The 18432-nt window shown below is 39.7% G+C and carries 15 protein-coding genes and 1 riboswitch; of the genes, 7 read left to right on the forward strand and 8 right to left on the reverse strand.

The genetic code is table 11. From position 1 onward, the window contains the following. Window positions 1-53 precede the first annotated feature (53 nt). Window positions 54-992, reverse strand: a complete 939-nt coding sequence (locus NG22_RS05240; RefSeq protein ID WP_053404750.1) for a sulfotransferase — start codon at window positions 990-992, stop codon at window positions 54-56. A 126-nt stretch (window positions 993-1118) separates the two neighbouring features. On the opposite strand from NG22_RS05240, the gene NG22_RS05245 reads away from it, so the two are divergent. The 4 genes from NG22_RS05245 to NG22_RS05260 are packed head-to-tail and all read left to right on the forward strand — an operon-like array spanning window position 1119 to window position 5590. After that, entirely contained in the window at window positions 1119-2294 is a 1176-nt protein-coding gene (locus tag NG22_RS05245) for a glycosyltransferase (RefSeq protein WP_072159039.1), read from the forward strand. Continuing rightward, window positions 2284-3201: a glycosyltransferase family 2 protein gene (locus NG22_RS05250; protein WP_053404752.1), complete on the forward strand. Its 918-nt coding sequence runs from the start codon at window positions 2284-2286 to the stop codon at window positions 3199-3201. Before NG22_RS05245 ends, NG22_RS05250 begins: the two co-directional genes overlap by 11 nt. Continuing rightward, window positions 3198-4376 carry a glycosyltransferase family 1 protein gene (locus NG22_RS05255; RefSeq protein WP_053404753.1) on the forward strand — a complete coding sequence of 393 codons (1179 nt, stop codon included), beginning with the start codon at window positions 3198-3200 and terminating at the stop codon, window positions 4374-4376. Before NG22_RS05250 ends, NG22_RS05255 begins: the two co-directional genes overlap by 4 nt. Next, a complete protein-coding gene (locus tag NG22_RS05260; protein ID WP_253275651.1) occupies window positions 4367-5590 on the forward strand; it encodes a glycosyltransferase family 2 protein in 1224 nt (407 codons plus the stop codon). Before NG22_RS05255 ends, NG22_RS05260 begins: the two co-directional genes overlap by 10 nt. A gap of 436 nt (window positions 5591-6026) precedes the next feature. Here NG22_RS05260 and NG22_RS05265 read toward each other — a convergent pair whose 3' ends face one another. Together NG22_RS05265 and NG22_RS05270 are read right to left on the reverse strand one after the other, a co-directional pair. Further along, the gene (locus NG22_RS05265) at window positions 6027-8444 is read right to left on the reverse strand and encodes a PspC domain-containing protein (protein WP_053404755.1); all 2418 of its coding nucleotides are present in this window, start codon (window positions 8442-8444) and stop codon (window positions 6027-6029) included. Window positions 8445-8449: 5 nt separating this feature from the next. After that, entirely contained in the window at window positions 8450-8785 is a 336-nt protein-coding gene (locus NG22_RS05270; protein WP_053404756.1) for a PadR family transcriptional regulator, read from the reverse strand. Between the two features lie 625 nt (window positions 8786-9410). On the opposite strand from NG22_RS05270, the gene NG22_RS05275 reads away from it, so the two are divergent. Beyond that, the gene (locus NG22_RS05275; RefSeq protein ID WP_053404757.1) at window positions 9411-11114 is read left to right on the forward strand and encodes a lysophospholipid acyltransferase family protein; all 1704 of its coding nucleotides are present in this window, start codon (window positions 9411-9413) and stop codon (window positions 11112-11114) included. Window positions 11115-11149: 35 nt separating this feature from the next. On the opposite strand, the gene NG22_RS05280 is transcribed toward NG22_RS05275, so the two are convergent. Further along, window positions 11150-11866 carry a hypothetical protein gene (locus tag NG22_RS05280; protein WP_053404758.1) on the reverse strand — a complete coding sequence of 239 codons (717 nt, stop codon included), beginning with the start codon at window positions 11864-11866 and terminating at the stop codon, window positions 11150-11152. Between the two features lie 70 nt (window positions 11867-11936). Beyond that, window positions 11937-13715, reverse strand: coding sequence for a GAF domain-containing protein (locus NG22_RS05285; protein ID WP_053404759.1), 1779 nt, complete (start codon window positions 13713-13715; stop codon window positions 11937-11939). An 84-nt stretch (window positions 13716-13799) separates the two neighbouring features. Here NG22_RS05285 and NG22_RS05290 point away from each other — a divergent pair, with 84 nt between their 5' ends. Next, complete coding sequence (locus tag NG22_RS05290) at window positions 13800-14585, forward strand: patatin-like phospholipase family protein (protein WP_053404760.1); 786 nt, start codon at window positions 13800-13802, stop codon at window positions 14583-14585. 277 nt (window positions 14586-14862) lie between these two features. Continuing rightward, window positions 14863-15432 (forward strand): 1-acyl-sn-glycerol-3-phosphate acyltransferase, encoded by a 570-nt coding sequence (locus NG22_RS05295; RefSeq protein ID WP_053404761.1) that lies wholly within the window; start codon window positions 14863-14865, stop codon window positions 15430-15432. Window positions 15433-15738: 306 nt separating this feature from the next. Beyond that, window positions 15739-15926, forward strand: a riboswitch (cobalamin riboswitch). A 609-nt stretch (window positions 15927-16535) separates the two neighbouring features. Here the strand turns inward: NG22_RS05295 and NG22_RS05305 are convergent. The 3 genes from NG22_RS05305 to NG22_RS05320 form a co-directional block, all read right to left on the reverse strand. Further along, a complete protein-coding gene (locus NG22_RS05305; protein WP_053404763.1) occupies window positions 16536-17090 on the reverse strand; it encodes a toxin-antitoxin system YwqK family antitoxin in 555 nt (184 codons plus the stop codon). 371 nt (window positions 17091-17461) lie between these two features. Next, the gene (gene bcp, locus NG22_RS05315) at window positions 17462-17911 is read right to left on the reverse strand and encodes a thioredoxin-dependent thiol peroxidase (RefSeq protein WP_053404765.1); all 450 of its coding nucleotides are present in this window, start codon (window positions 17909-17911) and stop codon (window positions 17462-17464) included. 97 nt (window positions 17912-18008) lie between these two features. Further along, a complete protein-coding gene (locus NG22_RS05320) occupies window positions 18009-18374 on the reverse strand; it encodes a hypothetical protein (RefSeq protein ID WP_053404766.1) in 366 nt (121 codons plus the stop codon). Between the last annotated feature and the right edge of the window lie 58 nt (window positions 18375-18432).

The raw sequence follows: 18432 nt of genomic DNA on the forward strand, positions 1-18432 counted from the left end.
TTTGATAGGAGAAACTAATTAAATTTCTGCACATATAAAATCAGTACCCAATGTTAGTTGAAATGTTTCCAGTGATCTAAATTTACCCTTAGCAGGTCTTCTAGCTTTTCAATATCCTCCAAATATATTTCTTGTGTGATTTTGTTTTTGAGCTCTTTTGGGAATGAAGGTTTTTCAAGATTGGCATTTCTGGCATTATTCAGCCATTTTTTGAGGTGCGGTTGTCCTTTAATCAGGTTTAAAAGACCGGGAGTTAGCTTTTCAACGGACTTTTTGACCACACTATTTTGTCCGATAATGGCATCCAGCTTTTTATTTTTGATGTATCCGGATTTATTAAATTGCTGGTTGGTTTCAAATTCAAAAGGGGCTAAATCCAGGAATTCAATAAGCTGGTTTAAAACTTCTGAAGGTTTTTTTAAGAGGTCTTCATGAAATAGTATTTTTATCTGATGCTCAGGGAAAAGGTCAAAATAACTTTTTAAATGATCGGCATAAAAGCCACTTGGAATAAGGTCAGGCCTTTTCCAATATATATTTCCTTTTTTTATTACATCATTAAAACTAACCTCAGGAGTCCTGTTTTCTCTAGCCAAATGCAAATATCTAGACCATAATCTTTCTGCGGGCTGCCTCAAAACTGCAATAAGTTTGGCCTCCGGAATCCTTTGTTTAATGCCTTCTGCCGCTTTTTTGCTATATAAATACATGGTAGAAGCTTCGGCTTTGAGCTGGTGGGGTTCCGCTGAGGCGAACAAATCAAGGTATTCCTGGAACTCCGTAACCGCCCATGGATAGTGGAACATCTGTTCCGGGTCGTCTTTTTCATTAACCGGATCAATTCCTTCCAATGCAAAAAAATTGGGTTCTTTTACCTCAGAAAAGAAGATATCAGGATGTTGATCCAAATAATGGTAAAGAGAGGTGGTGCCTGATTTTCCCGCGCCTATAATCAGGAAGTCAGGTAAGGTGATGTTGGCAATGTCTTTCATATTTTTTAATACTCCTTATAAATCTGTAAAGTTTTAACAAAACCTACTATTTATTGCATTTAAGTAAGTGTGGGTGATGTAACATTTTGATTCGTTTCTACTTTAGAAAGTTATAAGTGAATCATTATGGAAATAATTATTAGCCTTCTCCTGCTTTATTTTACATTTAATGCCTGTTACTGGTTGTTCTTCAGTTTGTCAGGACTGTTTTATAAGACCGTAGCGCCAAAGGAAAAGTCAGGCGATTTGTCTTCATTTTTGGTCCTTATTCCTGCTTATAAAGAGGATGGGGTGATTGAATCTGTAGTGAAGGAAAATTTGAACCAAAATTATCCTAAAGAGAAATTTGATATTATAGTTATTGCGGATTCATTTCAGGAAGATACATTGAAGCGGTTGGAGCATTATCCTGTTGAGCTGTTGGTAGTAGAGTTTGAACAATCTACCAAAGTGAAGGCACTCAATGCGGCTTTTGAAAGTCTGAATCGGAATTATGATTATGCGATGATTCTGGATGCTGATAATGTAATGGCGCCCAATTGCCTGATGGAAATGCATAAAGTTTTCTCTGCCGCTAAAGTTCAAGCGGTGCAGGGACAAAGAACGGCAAAAAATGATAATACCTCCATGGCGGTTTTGGATGGAATCAGTGAGGCGATTAATAATCATATTTACCGTTCTGGGCATGCAGTAGTGGGAATGTCCTGTCCGCTAATTGGTTCCGGAATGGCATTTGAATTTCATTTAGTGAAACGGATCTTAAATGAAATGATCTCCGTGGGAGGCTTTGACAGGGAACTGGAACTACGCCTGCTGCGGGAAAATGTGAGTGTGAAGTATCAGGCTACCGCTATTACCTATGATGAAAAAATTCAAAATGCTTCCGGTTTTTATAATCAAAGACGCAGGTGGATTTCCACTCAGTTTGTGTATTTAAAAAAATATTTTTTTGAGGCTCTGATGCTCCTGATGAAGGGTAATCTTTCTTTTTTTGATAATGCCGTTATTCGGAATTTGCAACTTCCAAGGCTGCTGTTTTTGGGTTTAATGGGGCTTTTCACCCTGCTTGCCCTGATCATTCCTCAATTTGTAGGCCCATTTTCGGATTGGGTGAAAATTTGTATTATCACATTACTTTCCATAGTGGTAGCCTTTCCTCGGAGGATGTTGAACAGAAAGCTTTTCGGGGCTATACTGCTTTTGCCTAAAACTTTTTTATTGATGCTATTAGCCTTATTGAAAGTAAAAGGCGCTAATAAGAAATTTATTCACACCACTCATTCCTCCAATAATGTCAAGTAATAAAAGCAAGGTTTCCATTATCGCGATCAATTATAACTCCACAGCATACACCATGGATTTTATTGCCTCTATTGAAAAATATCACGGTAAAGAAGTGGAAATAATCATTGTGGATAATGCCTCGGAGGTTTCCCCAAAGGAAGAAATTCTGACTAAGTTTCCTGATGTGGTGGTTTTAGAATGCGAGACAAACCTGGGATTTGCCGGAGGCAATAATTTGGGCTATCGTCATGCTTCGGGAGATTTTATATTTTTCGCAAATAATGATACGCTCTTTACTGAGGGGCTGATGGACGGATTAATGCAAGTTTTTCAGGATTATCCGGATGTGGGTCTGGTTTGTCCTAAAATTAAGTTTTTTGAACCCTATGGACTTATTCAGTATGCAGGTTCAACGCCTTTAAACCCCTGGACTGCCCGAAACAGTACTTATGGCGCAAAAGAAAAAGACCTTGGACAATATGACAAAACATATGAGACGGCTTTTCCGCATGGCGCAGCTATGATGGTTCCCCGGGCAGTCATTGAAAAGGCGGGCATGATGCCGGAAGATTATTTTTTGTACTATGAGGAACTTGACTGGGGCGCGATGTTGAAAAGGGCAGGCTATAAGCTGATATACAACGGAAAAGTGGAAATCATTCATAGGGAGTCTAGTTCCATCGGCAAAAGCAATCCATTCAAAACTTATTATATGAATCGAAATCGCATATTATTTGTGAAGCGAAATTTTCCCAAAATACACCAGCTGTTTTTCAGTTTGTATTTTGGTTTACTAGCTTTTCCTAAAGGCTTACTTGTTTTTGCGCTAAAAGGAGAGTGGGAGCATTGTAAAGCACTTTGGAGTGCGGTGCGTTGGCATTTTAAATCACCACTAAGCAGAGCTGTTAAATATGAAAGTGTATGAGAATAGGCATTGAAGCAAGGCGGATTTTTCGTCCCAAGAAGCATGGTTTAGAGATCGCTTTACTGGAAATGCTTAAAGCATTGCAAGTGCTGGATCAGGAAAATGAGTACTTCATTTTTGCCAAACCGGACAGCGATTTGTCCTGCATCACTTTTCGCGACAATTTCAAATTGGTCCTATTGCCTTCCCTGACAGAATTAGATTGGGAACAGGTGGTGCTGCCATCTGCGGTTAAAAAATATAAAATTGATTTATTGCACTGCACCAGCAATACTGCTCCCGTATTGGTGTCTGTTCCTTTAATATTGACGCTTCATGATATCATTTATTATCATGCTCCTACTTTTGAAGGAAGCCCTTACCAGATTATCGGAAATGCTTATAGGCGTTTTGTTGTTCCTTTTGCGGTTAAAAACGCGACCCATATTTTCACAGTTTCTTCAAATGCCAAGGAGCAAATAAAAGATCGATTCCCTGTTGCGAATAATAAAATTTCAGTGAACTATAATGGAATTAATCCGGCATTTAAACGCTGTCAGCAATTCAAACCGCTGGAGATTGTCAGGCTGAAATATAATTTACCTGAAACCTTTATTTTTTTTATTGGGAATGATCATCCGCGAAAAAATGCGATAAAGATGATCGAGGCGTATTGTTTGTATTGTCAAAATGTGAAAAACCCTTTGCCATTAGTTTGCCCAAATGTTCCTTCCGAAATGATAATGAATGTTTTGGAAGAAAATCAATTACAACATCTATGGCAGGATTTTATACAGCCTGAATATATCACTTTTGAAGATCTTCCTTTGGTCTATAATTTGGCCGAATTATTTGTTTTTCCTTCTCTGGAAGAGGGGTTTGGCCTTCCCATCATTGAAAGTATGGCCTGTGGGACTCCTGTGATCACATCGAATATTTCCTGTATGCCGGAAGTGTCAGGAGCTGCAGCCAAATTAGTCGATCCACATTCCATACCTGCTTTAGCGGAGGCCATGGAAGAAATTTTGAAAAATCAGGCTTTTCGGAATCAACTTATTTCGGCCGGACTACAGCGTAGTCGTGATTTTTCGTGGCAGGCCAATGCGGAGAATTTATTAAGTCAATATTTAAAAACCGGTCAACAATTTCTCTACAAAAAAACGTCCACCTTAACCTCTGATTACCAATGGAAATAAATTTACTGACGACATCTGATCAGCTGACAATGGCAGAATGGATCTTTTGGACTGCTTTGGCTTTGGTTTTTTATACCTACGTGGGTTACGGCATGCTATTGGGCTTTTTAGTAAGAATGAAGAAGAAATTTTTTCCCGAAAAAATTTTTCATTTTGAGGAGGAGGAGTTGCCATCGGTCACCTTTATAGTGGCTGCCTATAATGAGGAGGCCTACATTCAGGAAAAAATAGATAACTGTTTATCTCTTGAATACCCTCAGGAAAAAATTTCTTATTGGTTCGTGACGGATGGTTCTAATGATGGTACCATGTCGATTATTGAATCCAATCCGGAAGTGCGATTGTTGCATCGGGAGGAACGGGCAGGTAAAATAGCCGCCATGCATCGGGCCATGGGGGAGGTAGAAAGCGATATTGCGATTTTTTCAGATGCCAATGCTCTTCTAAACCCGGAGGCGGTAATGGAAATGGTGCAGTGTTATGCCAATCCTCAGGTGGGAGCCGTTGCCGGAGAAAAGGGGATTGCCATGGATGCAGAGGAAAAAGCCAGCGGGGCAGGGGAAGGAATTTACTGGAAATATGAGTCCCAGTTAAAAAAATGGGACTATCAATTATACTCGGTTGTGGGAGCGGCAGGGGAGTTGTTTTCAGTCAGGACAAGTCTTTATGAAGGTGTTGAGCCGGATACCCTTTTAGATGATTTTATGATTTCCTTAAGAATTGCCCAAAAGGGCTATCGGGTGGCTTATGCGCCAAACGCCAAGGCTACCGAAAAGGCTTCCCTAAATGTAGAGGAAGAAATGAAGCGAAAGATTCGCATTTCAGCCGGAGGCTTGCAATCCATTTCCAGATTAATCCCTTTACTTAATATTTTTAAGCATGGGTGGTTGAGTTTTCAATATATTTCGCATCGGGTTTTACGTTGGACGCTGGCTCCATTGGCTTTGCCGTTCATTTTTATATCCAATGGATATCTGGCGGTTCAGTCCGAGGAGTGGATTTATAGCTTATTGTTGCTTGGCCAATTGGGATTTTACTTTCTGGCCTTTTTAGGGATGATTCTACAGGATAAAAAAGTCAGGATTAAAGGTTTCTTTGTGCCTTACTATTTTGCCATGATGAACTGGTCCGTTTATTTGGGCCTGATTCGGCTGTTAAAAGGCCGTCAATCGGTGAAATGGGAGAAAGCAGTAAGGGCAACCACCACCTCCTGATGATTGCCCTGCCTTTGATGAATTAACCGGGCTACTATGGAATGGAGCTAGCCCGAATTATTTACCGCTATATTTATTAACTGAACGTAAGTAATTTAATTGCAGTTCATTACAAATAATTTGCTTTGATTTTAATAGTCCAAATTTGGGTAGGCTTGCTTTCTCCTCATTCATCTGTTTCGTTTGAAAAAACTCGAAATAGGAAAAATTCCATCATTTTTTCCGCCTTACAGCTAAACGAGGATTTAAGCATGAATTATCCGGGCTAGTAGTTAGAGGATGTTTTACGATCAATTGATCTGCTGGTAAATTTGAAAGATTGGAAGCGACTTTTCTTTTTTTTACCAGGAAGAAAGATTTTCTTTTTCAATAATCCTGTGGTACCGTCGCTGTCCAATCAAATTTTCGCGAGGAATCTTAGCTTTTAGCTTTATTCCTAATTTCCAATCTGCTCAACCTGTGCGGCTCCTGAGGTGGCAGCGTCTATGGTAGGGTTTCCTTCATAGAATATATTTGAGCTACCTGAGGCCTCTGCTTTCAGGTATTCCTGAGCAGAAAGTTTCACCGAACTTGCACCAGAGGAGGTGACTTCCGCATTTTTCACCCAGAATTCCTGCGCTTTCACATTAGAGGCTCCTGAGGTATTGAAAGCACCGAATTTGGCTTTTCCCTTTAGACTGATGTTGGAAGCACCTTCCGCATTACCATGTACTTCCTCATATTCTCCGAAGAGGTCGATGTTGGATGCCCCATTGGCGTAAAGACTGATGCTCTCTTTCTCTTTGAAATCCTGAATGATAACGTGAGTGCTTCCACCAGCTTCTATTGCTTTAATAGTTGGGCAGCCCACTAAAATTTTTATTCGCTTATCAGAAAAAATATTTTTTAAACCACCATTAGATAAATTCAATGTGCCGTTTCTGCTCTTTATTTTACAATCTGCTATAGCCTCCTCCTTTCCAATGGCGATGACTTCAAAATCCTCACTCGGGAAAATTTCTGCTTTCAGACTGCCATTTACTTCAATTTTTTTAAATGGCGCTACTTCGAATTCCTCATAATAACCCGAAATCTGATTTTTCTTCACATTGGAATTATAATGAAACTGTTCCTTGGTAATGCAGGTAACACATTGTAATCCATCTCCGGTATACACCCACTCATTGTCGGCTAGTTGATTGACGCGGTAACCATTTGGACTTAGGGTGTTTCTTAATACAGTTCCCAATGCCGGAGACATTTGAAAATGTAAGCCAAAGGGAAGGTAAAGGGTTGTTAAATGTTTCTGATTTCGAAATTTCCCATTTTTATCCAGTTGGAAGAAGCGATCCAGTGATATTATACTTTCATTAACGGTGTAACCGTAAAGGATTTGTCTGGCATTATCCTCGGCCTCATAAGTAGACTTGCCTCTTGCTTCAAGGGTCTGCACCACTTTGATGTTGTCACCGGAATAGCCTCTTATTTTGAGCTTGGTTTCCGCCCAGTCAATACCCTTGTTTTTGTTTAAATTTAAAATGAGTAAACTGTCAGCCGGGTAAGGAATGACTTCTGAAATTTCCACAGATCCACTTTTCTTAAACTGGGCCACTGTTTTTGGAATAAGAAAAAGACCAACAATCATAGCGATTCCCCACAGAGAAAGCATGGTAATGTGAAAAGCCCTGTTTCCAATGGATCTTTTGAAGAAAAATATCATCCCCAAAATAATCAGGTAAAATGCCGGGATGGCCATCAGGAAAAATCCCGTCACTACTAATGCCGGAGAGGTAACGGTGGTGATTAGTTCGGCGGGGAGAGGGAAATCCCCCACCACGATATCATTGCCCAGCCAGCCCATGCTTGCCACTGCAATGATGAGTAAAACCACCAGTGTAACAAACCCGGTAAAGGAGGTAATAAATCCCAGAAATACTCTGAAAATATCGGCCAGGAAAGTCAATAAAGGCCCTAACACACCCTGTAGTACGGTAAGAAGTTCCGCTAATATCCGAAAGGGAAACAAAAGTATTTTAGTGGCAATATTTTCTTCTCCTTCAATATTATTTAAACGTTTGCGAATATTGCTTTCAATATTTTCAAGGGTGATGGGTTGCCCCTGCATTTTTACCTTTTGGCTAGGGGTTTGTGCTTCGGGAAGAATGACCCAAAGTGCTGCATAGATGAAAATGGCGGTGCCTCCGAGAAAAATCAGGGCGATGAAGATGAGCCGCACAATAGTAATGTCAATGCCATAAAAGGCGGAAAAACCAGCACACACGCCACCTAAAACCTTCTGATCCGGATCTCGATAGATTTTTTTCTCATTTTTCTGCTCAGGGAAATCATTGCGAGCTGGCATAATGAATATCAGGCATAGATAGACCAGGGCCAGAACAGTCGCCACAGAGGGAATGAAACTAAATCCAAAAAAAAGAATCAGAAAACCCAGGCGCATCCACAGCGGGTCGATTTGAAAGTATTGAGCAAGGCCTGCCAACACCCCTCCAAGCACTTTTCTGGATTCATCTCGGAACAGCCTGTTAGGTTCTTCGAAAAATTGTTCTTCTTCGTTTTGGAAATAATCCCGATCTGTTCCGAATTCTTTTTCAATGGTTTCGAAATCATCCAGGCTACCCATGGTGGAAATGAGCTCTTCTACATCCTCTAAAATAATCGCCTGTTTGTTATCGGTTAATTTTGAGAAAAACAGTTCTGCGATGCGGTTTTCAATGTCGTCAATGATCTCATGGCTGTCGGGGTAGGCAGAAAAATGCTGCCGGATACTCTCCAGGTATTCATTTAAAATCAGGTAGCCGTCTTCTTCTATATGGAAAATAATTCCTCCGATGCTGATGCTTATACTTTTTTTCATAGGTCTTATTGAGCTTCGTCGGTCATGAATTCGTGTGTGGTATCTTCGATTTCTCCCCATTCTGCTTTTAGAGCAGCCAATTTATCGGCTCCTTTAGGCGTAATGCAGTATAATCTCATGGTAGGTGAATCCTCCGAACTGCTGTTTTCCTTGAGCAGATATTCATTTCTTTTCAAATCAAAAAGAATGGGGAAAATGACGCCTTCCACCCATAGTAAAGAAACATCTTTCAATTTCTTAATGAGTTGATGAATGTCAATTTGTCCCTTTGACAACAATTGGAGGATATAAAACTCAATAAATCCTCTCTTTAGGATAAGATGGGTATTTCTTCTAATCATGAGATGCTCACTTGTTGATATATTGATATTACGGGGATTTTTAAATTAATGCAAAATAATAAACAAGGAATCTTTACATAAATACCCATTTTATTGGTTGTATTCAATTGGTCTTATTGTAAAAGTTATATTTTGTTCGTGAGGGGACAGTGCGTTCAGTGAAAATTCTTTAGGTTATCGATTTAATTTGGGGGATGGCTTTCAATTAATTTGGGGGCTGGTGACTATAATTATTTATTTTTAGCTAATGGCTTTAATTGTTTTCATTAGCTTATAATTGAAGGGGTTGTGGGGTGGGATATGCATGAACTATTCGTCTTCTCTAATATTTATTTCTACAAAAAGCCGTTTTAATTGAATTTACTTAGTAATTAATCCTTATTTTGTCTTTAGAAATTTTTTAACCTTATTTTATACCCCTATTTTATCTCAAAGTGAAGCGCGATATGCTGGGTTTTGATGATTTGATAATCTGAATTAAATGGTCATTTAGGCTAAAAATGATTAATATTGCAGCTTCAAAAATTATGACCTGATTTCATGATATTGTTTTTTTGAAACAATTTGAGGATAGGGTTAGATTTTTCCATGTCTGCAGAAGCGGTATTGGAAATATAATGCATATATGAAAAAGTTTATTTCTAAAGAGGAGTTTTTCGGAGCCCTGAACAAGGGAGATATTAAGTTGGACACCAAGTCTTTGTTTCAACCATTACATGCTTTGCAACAAGATAGTGAAGAGGGATGGGAGGAGATTTTGGATACTTTTTTCCAACAAGTAGAAATTGAGTTGGAGGTAGATCGCAAGGAATTGCGCAGAATTCCTAAATCAGGAACATTTATCACCATCAGTAATAATCCATTCGGTTTCGTAGATTTTGTTTCTCTAATGAAAGTGGTGAGAAATCGCCGTTTTGATTTTAAAATTTACGGAGAGCATGTTACCGGAGAAGAAGTGCTGGATCATTTTATCGCAGAGGAAAGCAATAGCTTTGAGGAATCTATTCAGCAGGCCATCAAAGAAGGTCATGGAATTGGTTTGTTTCCTTCCGGAGATGTGGAAAGTTTTTATACGGACGATAAAGAAATTGCGGACCGTCAATGGGATTTGGATCATATTGCAGCGGTGAAAAAAGCCGGTGTACCCATCATTCCGATATATATTCAGGGGCAAAATGATTTGTTTTTTCATTTGATGAAAGTATCCAATGGCGAGCTGGATTTGAATGAATGGATCAGTGAAGGGCCAAAGAAGTTACGTGTTATTATCGGTAATCCGATCAGTGCCGAGGAGCAAAATGAGTTTAAGGACTTTAACCGTTTTTCAAGGTTTTTGAGAGTAAAAACCATGATGCTGGGTTGCCGGTTGGAATCCGAAATTACTTCAGATAAGATATTTGCAAAGAAGCAGTTAGAGCAAAAGCCGGTAGGGGTGGAGGAGATTATCCCAGCCGTTAGTCTGGAATTAATTCAGCAGGAACTGGATAATTCCCAAGACCAGCTGGTGGTGGAAAACGGCCCCTTTCAGGTTTACATTTGCAGCGCCAGAAGAGTTCCGAATATTCTCCAGGAAATTGGCCGGCTAAGAGAGATTACTTTCCGGGCGGTAGGAGAAGGCACCAATAAGGCACTGGATTTGGACGAATACGATATGTATTATCATCACCTTTTTGTTTGGGATAAGGAGAATAATAGCATCGTAGGAGCCTACCGAATTGGGAAGGGCGAAGAGATTATGAACAAATATGGGATCAAAGGATTCTATACCAGTTCGCTTTTTCAGATTGATGAAAAGTTCAGTCCCTATTTGATTCACGGTTGTGAGTTAGGTCGTTCATTTGTTCGTCAGGAATATCAGTTAAAACGCCTTCCATTGTTTTTATTGTGGCAAGGTCTATTGATGTTAATGTTGTCTGAGAATCATTATCAGTATTTGCTGGGGCCGGTAAGTATATCCAATGAATACACTACGCTTTCCAAAAGTCTGATTGCTGAGTTTGTGAAGAAGTTTTATTTTGATCATGACTTAGCCAAATTTATTCAACCGTTGAATGAATTTAAAGTACAGTTTGATGATTTCGATCATGAGCCACTTTGGGATTTTACCGGGGATGATTTTCAGCGCTTTGATAAGTTGATCGGAGATGTGGATCCTGTTCATCACGGGGTTCCGATTTTGTTAAAGAAGTATATTAAGCAGAATGGGAAAATTCTCGCCTTTAATGTTGATCCGGATTTTAATGATGCATTGGATGGCTTTTTGCTGTTAAATATGCAGGACGTTCCGCAGGAGCAAATCGACGATTTGAAAAAAAATATTGAAATGTAAAAAAAAGGCAGTACCAAAATACTGCCTTTTTTGTTTTACCTTCTTCTTCGCCTTTTGCCCTTTTTCTTTGGGTTAGCAGATTGGAAAACCAAGCCGATGGAAATCTCATATCCTGAATAATCCAGTTGAGCATTGGCTTCACTGAATGCTTCTCGAATGAAATCACCACTGGCATTCACGCCTTCGACCGTTCCTTTCCATGCCCATTCGCTTTGCCCGGAAAGGTAATTGCCTTCTAGCGTAAGGCTGACCTGGGGGTTGATTTCTACGAGATAACTTAAGCCAAAGCGATAGCCATAACCCAGTCCGTTTTTATTCTCTAGATCGGCATTGGCCAATATCCAGTCATTTTGTTTTTTATAAGCCCGGTCAAAGTTTCCTAGATGGGTCTTGGCATCCAAATTACCATATAAAAACCCTCCTCCTTTGAGTTGAAATAAGCCGATTCCTGTAGGAAGGCTAAATACAGCTTCTACCGGAATCATTAAGGAAAAGAAAGGATCGGTAAGGCTTTCATTGGTTTTAATGGCAGTTTCCTTAATATTCATGCCGGCCATACGAAAAAGCGTGAAGCCCGTTTCTACACCAAATAGTCCCCAGGATTGGCCCAGGCCCCGAAAACTAAAAGGTGTAACCGGGTTGGAAAATGAGCCATTCTTTGGTATAAAGTAAGTGGCGGATAAGCCGTACTGGGCTTGGGAGAACTGGCTGCATAAAAGCAGTGAGAAGAGTAGAAGGCTTTTTTTGATCATAGGGGTTTTGAGGTTGGCTTTCTGAAAGTAAAAAAGCTGCCCTTACTGACAGCTTTTTTTGTTTAATGTATTATTTGATCATCTTTTTACTTTTGAAGAGTTCTTCCTCTAATTGTCGGATCTTGTCCTCAAATTCATACTTTTCTGTTTCGTCAAACTGAATGCCTAACAAGCCGGTGATGCCCAGGTAATCAATAAAAAACGGCATTTTGATGGTTCTCAGGTATTTGGTTTTACCTCCTGAAAGGTCTGCAGCCTCTGTTTGGCGATATTCCCGCGCTCCGGTTCTCATGATTTCTTTTTCTTCATCTATCATGGGTCGTCCTACCTCTTCACCAAAGAAGTCAAGGTCTGATTTACCTAACAGGTCCTCCTCCGAACAGTTATGAGCTTTACAAACGGCTTCATTGACCATTATCATGCGACACTCATCATCTTTCATGAAAATCTTGTTGGGCACCACATTGAATATTTTCTGGAAGACCTTAGCGTGTTGCTGTATTTCTGTTATCATTTTTTCATGTTGCTCCTTTTGTTCATCCTGCATCCGCGTGATTTGCTCGTGCGTAGCGTGAAGCTCTTCCATGTTTTGGCGCATCTCTTCCTCCTGAGCCCTTAGTTGCTCCGTGGCTAATTGAGATTCTTCCAGTAACAGCTGAGTGCGTGCATTTATTTTATTGTTGATCAGGTAAGAGGCGACTGAATGGGATGCTTTTTGCAGGTATTCCATATGGTATTCATCCATCACCTGAAAGGCCGCTAGTTCAATCACTCCGACAATTTCTTCATTGTATTTCAAAGGCATAATTAAAATACAATTCGGATTCGCTTCTCCCAGGCCGGAAGTAATGGAAATGTAGTTTTCCGGAACCTCCGTCAGGTAAATGGTTTCTTGCTCCAGATAACATTGCCCCACCAGGCCTTCGCCAATTTCAATTTTTTGCTCGTGGTACTTTTTGCGATTGTAAGCATAGCAGGCAGTAAGTTGTAAATGCAGGTCCTCACTTTCTCCTTCCACACTGTACAGGCCTCCCTGAATGGCGCCGGCATAATTTACAATTTCCCTGATGATTTGATCCTGTAGTGCATCGTCCTTTTCATTGGTGCGCAGTAATTGGTCAATGGCTGAAACTCCTTGAGTGATCCATTGCCGTTTTTCATCAATGGCCTTTTGCTCCTTAATTTTGGAGACATAATCCTCCATTTCTTCTGATTGTTTTACCAGGTCTTTTTGCTTTTGATCCATGTTTTCCACCAACTCTTCATTGGATTTTCTTTGGAGGTGAGCAAAGTATTCCATTAATAAGATAATGGCGAAAAGCAAAAGGGTGAAAAAGCCCGCGGTTATTTTTCGGCTGATGGTATCTACTGGTCCGAAAATCAATCCTTCCGGTTGAAATGTTCCCGCGAAGAACAAAGGCCCCGCCAGCGCTAAAATGCTCAATCCAAAAGCTAGGAGCAAGTCTTTTGGGTTTCGGAAAGAGAGCAATAAAAATGGTATTGTGGCAATATTGACCTGATATAAAATCATTTCCAGCGTGGGTTCGGCACCAGCCGGGGTATCTGCACAGGAAATGATGCAGGCAAAGATGATACTGCTGTAAATAAGAATAGAACGAGCCGTTCGGTATGACTGGTTTAGATTGAAGGCCAGGCTTAGCAGTAATAAAAAAATGTGGGTCAGTGGAATCCAAAAAAGGTTGCCGCCATTCCAATAATTCAGGGAGGCCAGTCCTAAATTAATGAGGATTAATAATGCAGCACAAAATTTGGTCGCCATCATACTGTTTTGCTGGTGAATCCCGATATTGCTATTGGTCTCACTTTTAAATAACTTAGAAAAGTTCATAATAGGGGGCGATAGGTAAAAAAACTATTTCTTAATGCCCAAATTTAGACTATAAAATTAATTTTTCAACGATAATTAAATAGAATGAAGGCTTATTCTATCAATTTGGATCAAAAAAAAATTGGCGCTTGTTTTTCCGGTGGCGGGGTGAAAGGAGTGGCCCATTTGGGGATGATCAAGGCCTTCGAAGAAGTTGGTATTCAGTTTTCAGCAGTTAGTGGGACTTCCTCCGGAGCCATTGTGGCAGCCTTTTATGCCGCAGGTTATCCGGCGGAAGAATTGCTTGGGATCATTAAGTCGCTTTCTTTGACAAAGCTGGTTAGGCCTGCCTGGAGCAAAAAGGGCTTATTAAATATAGAACAATTGAAGCCTTTGTTTTATAAATACCTGGCAGTTGACAAATTTGAGGAATTATCTATCCCCCTGACCGTTGCAGCGATTGATTTGGTGGATGGTCAAATATGTTATTTTGATACTGGAGATTTAATTTTGCCCTTAATGGCCAGCTGTGCGATTCCGGCAATTTTTGCACCGGTACCTATTGATGGAAAAATGCTTATTGACGGAGGAATGTTAAATAATATGCCGGTGGAAGCCTTGGTTGGTAGAATGGATGTGACGGTGGGTTTTAATTGCAATGTAATACAGAAGGGGTGTACAGATTTTAGTTTGAAAAAGAATCTAGAGCGGAGTTTGTTGTTGGCCGTTAATGTGAATGTTCAACACAGTCAGCGATATTGTGATTGGTACCTGGAAGCTCCACAATTAGCCGGCTACTCTCCGCTGAAACTGGAGGGCTTGGATGATATTTTTGAAATAGGTTATCACTACGCAAAAGATTTTTTGAGGCAACAGGAATTAAACGCTTAAGCCGAAATATTTGCAGCTGAATTAAGGTTGTGCGCTAAGCGGCTTATTTTCATTTTTCTAAAATTGTAATTACTGATTTGTTAATAGCCCAAATGGGGGCAAGCTTGCTTTCTCCTAATTTATCTGCTTCGTTGGAAAATTGCAATAGGGAAGTATTCCATCATTTTTTCCGCCTTGCAGCTAAACGAGGATTAAAGCATGAATAATTCGGGTTAATTTCTTCCTGCCTTTTATTTTACCTACTGAAAACCTAAGTTTGCAGCAAATTAATTGATTCATGTGGAAATTCATTTCAAAAATAATATTTAAAGTTTCCGGTTGGAAAATTGAGGGCGACAGCCATATTGGTTTAAAGAAAGCGGTGGTTATCGCTGCTCCGCATACCAGTAATTGGGATTTTATTTATGCCCGGGCAGCTTTTTTTCTATTGGGCCTTCCGGTAAAATATACCATAAAGCGCGAATGGACGGACAATAAAGTGTTTGGGGGATTACTAAAACGCTTAGGTGCCATCGGTATTGATCGTCGCCCCAAAGGGATGCGAGACGATCAGAAGTTATCCATGGTGGAGGCGATGGCAAATTTGTACAAGGAAAATGATGAAATGATGATCATGATCACTCCTGAGGGTACGCGGAAATATGTGGAGAAATGGAAGTCAGGTTTTTATCGCCTGGCAGAAATGGCGGAGGTGCCCATTGCTTTGGGGTATCTGGATTTTGAACGTAAACGTGCCGGTATTCATAGTGTGTATCATCCCACAGGAAATTATGATCAGGATTTGGAAGAGATTATGTCTTTCTACCGAACGGTAAAAGGAAAACACCCTGAACTGGGGGTTAAGTAAAGATTAAAATTCCCTGCGGGGAATTTTTTTTGTCCTAAGCCGAATTCTGCTTTCGTAAATCCTTGACTTACAGTTAACCGAGGTTTGAAGCATGAATACTCCGGCTTAAGAATTTAGGAAAATATACACCTAAATCATATAAGATAAACTCTTTGGGTGGGTTTATTGAATCCTGTGGGCTGTAATTTGGCTTAGCCAGCCACATCTACTTTTTACAGAAAAGGAGCCAGGCTAGTCCTGTTTAGGGTCAAACAAATAATTTTCGAAAGAGTGTTTCTTTTTTTTGGGATTTATAAAATTGCCTTTAACTTTGTCAATGAGGACGGTTCTTCCAAGGAAGATGAAAAGGGAAGTTTGTGCAATTCAAACACTGTTCCCGCAACTGTAAATCCGTATTTTGAATATTTTACATCCCTCACCACTGCCCGTAAGGGTGGGAAGGTCGTAAAGTGTCTCGGAAAGTCAGGAGACCTGCCGTAGCTCAAAGCTAATGATTTAACATTGCCCGGGATTTGGTAATGTAAATGAATAGAGTTTGTCATTTCTGCAATATGCAAAATGCTTTATTTTCTTGAGAATAATCCCTAAAGCGGTGAATTTGCCTTAATTGGCTAGGTTTCGCTCTATTGTGGCTTTTTTTTGTGAATGGCTATAAAGTGCTTTGAAGCTTAGGGCCTGTTATGTGCTCAGTTTTAAATAATAGCCAAAATTGAGGTGGAAAGGGTTATTGGAAAGTCATGTTTTATAAAATGACAGACCCAAGAAAAAATTAAGCAGTTGATAATTGTTGAATTACCTTTTTTTAAATTTTGATGACTGAGTGGATCAAAGGCTTTGTAGAAATAATGATTGATATTAAATAAAAAATAGTATAGATAATAGATACAAAATCTCATTGAGATGAAGTAAACAGGGACGAACTTGAAATTCTGTCTCGAGTATATTTGAAGGTGGTCATGCCAAGCCCGTTTAAAAGATCCTGGATAGTTTTTGAAATCGGCAGGTTCCTGTACCTGCCGGTTCTTTTTCCCATCCAAAAAGTTCGATAGTTAATTTTCTTTGAGCCGATGTTGAAACACATCGGTTTTTTTGTGGAATTTTTTCTAGAATTCTTCCTCCTTAATAATTTTTCCGCTTGTATTGTAGGAGTACCAAATTCCGGTTTTTTTGCTATTCTCGTATTGACCTTTCTGAATCAGGTTCCCCTCCTGATCATGGGCAAAGTATTTTCCTGACCCTTCAGATAGTAATTGATTCCCCTCTTCATCGAAGAAATTTTTAATAATAAATTGTTCTCGCTCACGGCCATTTTTTTGTTTTACCACTTCCCAGTGCCCCTCTTCTTTTAATTGGCCATTCGAGTACCACCATTGCCATAATCCTATTTTCTTTCCCTTTTCAAAATATTTGACCCCTTTAATGTTTCCATTGGGGTGAAAGTAAAAGAATTTACCATTTTCTTTACCGTCGACGATGGCCCCCCGGCGCATTATTTGGTGGTCGAGGTTGAAATCCTCGCACATGCTTTCAAGGCCTTCCTGCCGGTAGTAGGAGGCATGAGCTTTATCGCAAACGTTAAATTGCTTGTCAAGGTAAGTGGTGTCAGCAGTGACTTCAGTTTGAATTTGAAATAATAGCGATAGTAATAAAATTTTCATATGGCAATTTAGTGCCGAAAACTATTCCAATTCTATTGCGGATACCTGTGAGGTGAAAATATGTCAAAATCGGATAGACTGAACCCAAAAAAAAGAGGAGCAGGGCTCCTCTTAAAATTCTTCATCATCAGATTGTAGATTGTTAAGTTCAGAAATCGTCTTGTTGACGTATTGAATGAACCTTTGATCTACCATACGCCTTGAATCATCTTCTGTGCAATCTATTTCTTTATATACCTTCCCGATTATTTGTCTGATGCCTTTCCAGTGCAGATCAAAATGATCTGCAATCTTTTGGACAGGCCATCCGTTTAGGTAAAGCCGAAATATTTTGAGGTATTTAACTTGCATAGGAGGAGTTCGAGGCCAGTTTATTGGATGATTTGCGCCGTATGTTCTTTGGTTTTTACTTTTTCTATGATTTCCTCCAGCTTTCCTTCTTCGTCAATGATGAAGGTGGTGCGGATGGTACCCATATAGGTTCTTCCATAATTTTTCTTTTCCCCCCAGGTGCCATACATTTCATGAACGGCTTTGTCCTCATCTGCAATCAGAGGAAATGGAAGTTCATGTTTGCTGATGAATTTTTGGTGGGAAGTTTCAGAGTCAGTTGATACCCCAATTACTTCATAGCCTTTTTCCATCAATACTTCATAATTGTCTCGCAAATTACAAGCCTGGGCAGTACATCCTGGGGTATTGTCTTTTGGGTAGAAGTACAATACTACTTTTTTGCCTTTGAAATCTGATAATTTAATCAAATTACCATTTTGGTCTTTGCCCTCGAATGCCGGAGCGGCTTTGCCAATTTCTAATGCCATGGTTTGGATCGGTTTATGTTTGTGAATTTTGGTTTATTTGATCAAATGGGATTCGCAATATAAGCTTTCGTATACGTAAATAAAAGGATATTTTAGTCTATGGTATGTGCTTTTCATATATCTTTTTATTCCCGATTTGATCTGTGACTTCCACCCGTAACAGTCCTTTTAATGGGATAGTTTTGTCCAGTCTTTCGGACCAAATCATATTTGTTTTATAGTCATAATGTAGCAAAAGCCATTGGTCATTGATCCAGGCGTTGTAGCTGCTGATGCCGGAGCGCTCATCGGTGATTCTAAACTTACATTTTTTATTGTTTACTATTATAGGATGAATTTTTGGAGGGATACTATCGTATTTAATAGTAAACTGACCAAATGATCTGCTCTTGAACTTTATCACTTTTTCTTCTTCCCAGGTGCCGCCTATATAGCTATATCCCTTTCCAACTTTTTGGTACACTGCTGCTTTTTCCTGTTCGTACGCCTGCTGTAATTTTAATTCTGCGTAAAAGTTGCTT

The organism is Persicobacter sp. CCB-QB2 (genome assembly GCF_001274635.1).
Taxonomy (GTDB): domain Bacteria; phylum Bacteroidota; class Bacteroidia; order Cytophagales; family Cyclobacteriaceae; genus Persicobacter; species Persicobacter diffluens.

Bases quoted from the DNA above. Each gene is read 5' to 3' on its own strand.
- NG22_RS05240 (WP_053404750.1), bottom strand. From the start codon at position 992: ATGAAAGACATTGCCAACATCACCTTACCTGACTTCCTGATTATAGGC.
- NG22_RS05245 (WP_072159039.1), top strand. From the start codon at position 1,119: ATGGAAATAATTATTAGCCTTCTCCTGCTTTATTTTACATTTAATGCC.
- NG22_RS05250 (WP_053404752.1), top strand. From the start codon at position 2,284: ATGTCAAGTAATAAAAGCAAGGTTTCCATTATCGCGATCAATTATAAC.
- NG22_RS05255 (WP_053404753.1), top strand. From the start codon at position 3,198: ATGAGAATAGGCATTGAAGCAAGGCGGATTTTTCGTCCCAAGAAGCAT.
- NG22_RS05260 (WP_253275651.1), top strand. From the start codon at position 4,367: ATGGAAATAAATTTACTGACGACATCTGATCAGCTGACAATGGCAGAA.
- NG22_RS05265 (WP_053404755.1), bottom strand. From the start codon at position 8,444: ATGAAAAAAAGTATAAGCATCAGCATCGGAGGAATTATTTTCCATATA.
- NG22_RS05270 (WP_053404756.1), bottom strand. From the start codon at position 8,785: ATGATTAGAAGAAATACCCATCTTATCCTAAAGAGAGGATTTATTGAG.
- NG22_RS05275 (WP_053404757.1), top strand. From the start codon at position 9,411: ATGAAAAAGTTTATTTCTAAAGAGGAGTTTTTCGGAGCCCTGAACAAG.
- NG22_RS05280 (WP_053404758.1), bottom strand. From the start codon at position 11,866: ATGATCAAAAAAAGCCTTCTACTCTTCTCACTGCTTTTATGCAGCCAG.
- NG22_RS05285 (WP_053404759.1), bottom strand. From the start codon at position 13,715: ATGAACTTTTCTAAGTTATTTAAAAGTGAGACCAATAGCAATATCGGG.
- NG22_RS05290 (WP_053404760.1), top strand. From the start codon at position 13,800: ATGAAGGCTTATTCTATCAATTTGGATCAAAAAAAAATTGGCGCTTGT.
- NG22_RS05295 (WP_053404761.1), top strand. From the start codon at position 14,863: ATGTGGAAATTCATTTCAAAAATAATATTTAAAGTTTCCGGTTGGAAA.
- NG22_RS05305 (WP_053404763.1), bottom strand. From the start codon at position 17,090: ATGAAAATTTTATTACTATCGCTATTATTTCAAATTCAAACTGAAGTC.
- bcp (WP_053404765.1), bottom strand. From the start codon at position 17,911: ATGGCATTAGAAATTGGCAAAGCCGCTCCGGCATTCGAGGGCAAAGAC.